A 3,735-nucleotide genomic window follows, 5' to 3' on the forward strand; every position below is an offset into this window, starting at 1 on the left:
GCGAGCAGCAGGTTGGCCAGCGACGGGCGCGACAGCACCAGCCCCTGCCGCTTGCGGTCCTCGGGCGCGAGCACGATGCCGCGCGCGATGGCGGCACGCACGCCGTCCGGCCAGTCCACCGGGCGGCCGTCGAGTTCCAACCGCCCACCCGACGCGGGCTCCGCCCCCGCGATGGCGCGCAGCACCTCCGTCCGCCCCGCGCCGACAAGCCCGGCGATGCCGAGCACCTCGCCCGCGTGCAGGGTGAAGCCGATCCCCTCCGCGCGACCGGGCACATGCAGGTCCGCGACCGACAGCAGCGGCGGGCGCCCGGCCGTCGGGCGCCGCTCGCCGGGGGCGATGGTGACGTCGCCCAGCATCGCCTGCACCAGCGACTCCTTCGACCACGCCGCCGATGGCCGCGTCGCGACGAGCTGCCCGTCGCGCATGACGGAGACGCGGCCGCACAGGCGCAGCACCTCGTCGAGATCGTGGGAGATGAAGATGATCGACACGCCGCGCGCGACCAGCCGGCCGATCAGCGCATAAAGCCGGTCGCGCTCGAACGGGCCGAGCGGCGCGGTCGGCTCGTCCATGATCAGCACGCGGCGGTCGGCCAGCACCGCGCGCATGATCTCCAGCATCTGCTGGCTGGCGACCGACAGCGTGCCCGCGCGCACGTCGGGCGGGATCGACAGCCCCATCCAGGCCGACAGCTCGGCATAGCGCGCGCGCATCCGCCGCCGGTCGGTCAGGCCGAGACGCTGCGGCACCTCGCCGAGAAAGGCGTTCGACAGCGCCGTCATCTCCGGGATGATCGTCAGTTCCTGGTAGATGGCGGCGATGCCGGCGGCGCGCTGGTGGCGGGGATCGTCGAAGAACAGCGGCGCGCCGCCGACCTCGATCTCCCCGGTGTCGGGCCGGCTCGCGCCCGACAGCATGCGGATGAACGTGGACTTGCCGGCGCCGTTCGCGCCGACCAGCCCGTGCACCTCGCCCGTCAGCAGGTCGAAGTTGACGCCGCGCAGCGCCTGCACGCCCGGATAGCCCTTGCTGACGTGACGGACCCGGATCGCGACGGTCGACTCGGGCACCGGCTGCGCGGCGGCGGTCATCGACGGCCGCTCAGTAGTTCGGATGGTATTTGGCGGCGTTGTCCTTGGTGATGATCGGCGTGCCGGTCGTATCGACCACCTCCGGCATCAGCGCCTCGTCCACGTAGGCGTTGATGGGCTTGCCCTCGAGCGCCATGATCAGGGCGACCGCGCCGTAATACGCCTCCTGATACGGCAGCCAGGCATAGGTGAAAGTCCACTTGCCGGCGGCGACCTTCGCGACGCCGAGCTTGGTCGCCCCGCCCGAGAAGATCATCACGTCCTTGCCCGGCACCTTGCCGGCGGCGATCACCGCCTGCTCCACCCCGCGCGTCTCGTCGTCCCAGGGCGAGACGATCATGTTGATGTCGGGATGGGCGAGCAGCGCGTCCTGGATCTTCTTCAGCGCGATGCGCGGGTCGAAATTGCCGGGTTCGTCCACCACGACTTTGACATTGGGATACTTCGCCTCGGCTTTCTTGATGGCACCTTCCCAGTAGCCGAACAGGTCGGAGCCGACGAAGCCGCCCACCGCCGCGACCTTGCAGGTGCCTTTGCACATGGCGAAGGCGTGGTCCATGTAGTCGTAGAAATGCGCCGGCCCCTGCATCGTGAAGGTGGCGGCAAGGCCGGGCGTGTAGTCGGGATCACCGCACATGGCGATGTCGATCGACACCACCGGCTTGCCCGTCGGCTTGATCAGCCGCTTGTACAGGCCGCAGCCGGGCTGCGCCGCCGCCGGGCCGAACAGGTAGCCGTCGAACCCCTCGGTGACGGCGTCCTGCACCACCTTGGCCTGCGTCGCCGGGTTGAACTGGCCATCGAAGATCTTGAACGTGAAGCCGTATTTCGCCGCCGCCGCCTTCAGCCCGGCGAGCCGCGCGAGGCAGTAGGCATTGTCCACGCATTCGGTGAGGTAGCCGATGCGGTAATGCTTCGACGGCTTCACACCCGCCTTGTCGAACGCGACCACCGCAGCGGCGGCGGGCGAGATTTCCACCTTCTCCGCCTGCGCGGCCGGGGCACGCAGCCCGAGCAGCAACAGGCCGGCGGCAAGCACGCCGAGGTGGCGGCGCAGGACAGGCGTGGACATGAGGAACGGCATGCGTCTCTCCGGAACGAGGGTACGGGTGCGGGACCGGTCGGGACGCGCTACGGTGCGCGGCCATGGTGGCAGGCACGGTCGAGCGTGACCGTATGCACGTCATGCGCCAAAGCGGGCAGAGCTGAACAAGTCATCAGCATTCTTCGCCGCCTTCACGCATGTTTCGCATACGACGCAGCTACAGAGGAAGCGCATGCCGAGTAAACGAGCAATTCCAGAAACAGGCTTTCGGAAAATCCGAACGATATATGCTCAACCAAACGGCATGAATGCCTAGTTTCCTCTCATGATCCGGGCGGGGAAATACCTGCCGCCGGTGCGCACGCCCGGCGAACGCTTCGCCGGCGGCGTGACGCTGCGCCAGATCCGCTATTTCATCGCCGTCGCGGAGACGGGAAAGATCAGCGCCGCCGCCGCCATGGTCGGCATCTCGCCCTCCGCCGTGACCGACGCGGTGGCGGAACTGGAGGCGCTGGCCGGCACGGCGCTGTTCCGCCGCCATCCGCGCGGCCTGGAACTTACCGTCGAGGGGCGCCGCCTGCTCGCCCACGGCCGCACCATCCTCTCGGCCGTCGAACGCGCCGGGCTCGCGATCGGGCGCGCCGACAGCGTCATGGCCGGCGAGATCACGCTGGCGGTCACGATCACCGTGAACGGCTACTTCCTCGCACCCTTCCTCGCCCGCTTCCGGGATACCTTCCCCAATATCGAGGTGCGCATCGTCGAAGCCTAACGCCCGGCGATCGAGGCGGGGCTGATCGCGGGCGATTACGACCTCGCGCTGATGCTGGTCTCCAACCTGGAGAACCGGCAGGCGCTGCTGAGCCACATCATGGTGCATTCGACGCGGCGGCTCTGGCTGCCGCACCGCCACCGGCTGATGCGCCAGGACATCATCACGCTGCACGACGTCGCCCGCGAGCCCTACATCCAGTTGCTGATCGACGACGCGCCCGACTCCACGGCGGCGTACTGGCGCGCCCACGACGCCGCCCCGCGCATCACGGTGCGCACGCAGTCGGTGGAGGCGGTGCGCAGCCTGATCGCCCATGGCCACGGCGTGACCATCCTGTCCGACATGATGTACCGGCCCTGGTCGCTGGAGGGCGACCGCATCGAGGTGCGCGAGATCGCGGCGACCATCCCGGCGCTGACCACCGGCATCGTCTGGCCGCGCCTGCGCGCGCTCAGCTCGGAATCGCGCGCCTTCGTCGATTTCTGCCGGCTGGAGAGCACCGGCACCCTGCCGGAGGCGCGGCGCGCGATGCCGACCGAGCGCGAGTAGCCGACGAGTCCCCACGCCGCCTCTTGTCTGGCACGTCGCTTGCCAACGATCGGGTCCAATCAACCAACGAGAGAGCGCACATGTCCGCAGCCGTGGCCGACACCCGCGCACCCGTCGCACCCGACGCCGCCCCCCACCGCCTCGGGACCGGGGCCTATGCCTGGCATGTCGCGCCGGGCCATGCCGACCTGTCGATGCCGCCCGCGCCGCCGCTGCGCGCGACGATCGCGGCGGAGCCGCAGACCATCACCGTCGATCTCCGCCGCGCCGCC

At 69.6% G+C, this 3,735-nt stretch carries 5 protein-coding genes; 3 read left to right on the top strand and 2 right to left on the bottom strand.

Going from position 1 to position 3,735, the window contains the following annotated elements; translation table 11 throughout:
• Positions 1–1,094, bottom strand: a 1,094-nt coding sequence (locus B8460_RS07700; RefSeq protein WP_048861005.1) for a sugar ABC transporter ATP-binding protein, incomplete at its 3' end; no start/stop codon positions are given.
• A gap of 10 nt (positions 1,095–1,104) precedes the next feature.
• Complete coding sequence (locus B8460_RS07705) at positions 1,105–2,178, bottom strand: sugar ABC transporter substrate-binding protein (protein WP_048861006.1); 1,074 nt, start codon at positions 2,176–2,178, stop codon at positions 1,105–1,107.
• 286 nt (positions 2,179–2,464) lie between these two features.
• On the opposite strand from B8460_RS07705, the gene B8460_RS07710 reads away from it, so the two are divergent.
• The 3 genes from B8460_RS07710 to B8460_RS07720 form a co-directional block, all read left to right on the top strand.
• Positions 2,465–2,911, top strand: a complete 447-nt coding sequence (locus B8460_RS07710) for a LysR family transcriptional regulator (protein WP_048861007.1) — start codon at positions 2,465–2,467, stop codon at positions 2,909–2,911.
• Positions 2,912–2,932: 21 nt separating this feature from the next.
• The gene (locus B8460_RS07715) at positions 2,933–3,463 is read left to right on the top strand and encodes a LysR substrate-binding domain-containing protein (RefSeq protein ID WP_277813946.1); all 531 of its coding nucleotides are present in this window, start codon (positions 2,933–2,935) and stop codon (positions 3,461–3,463) included.
• A gap of 80 nt (positions 3,464–3,543) precedes the next feature.
• A partial coding sequence (locus B8460_RS07720) for a hypothetical protein (RefSeq protein WP_048861009.1) occupies positions 3,544–3,735 on the top strand: 192 nt, incomplete at its 3' end.

The organism is Acidisphaera rubrifaciens HS-AP3 (genome assembly GCF_000964365.1).
Taxonomy (GTDB): domain Bacteria; phylum Pseudomonadota; class Alphaproteobacteria; order Acetobacterales; family Acetobacteraceae; genus Acidisphaera; species Acidisphaera rubrifaciens.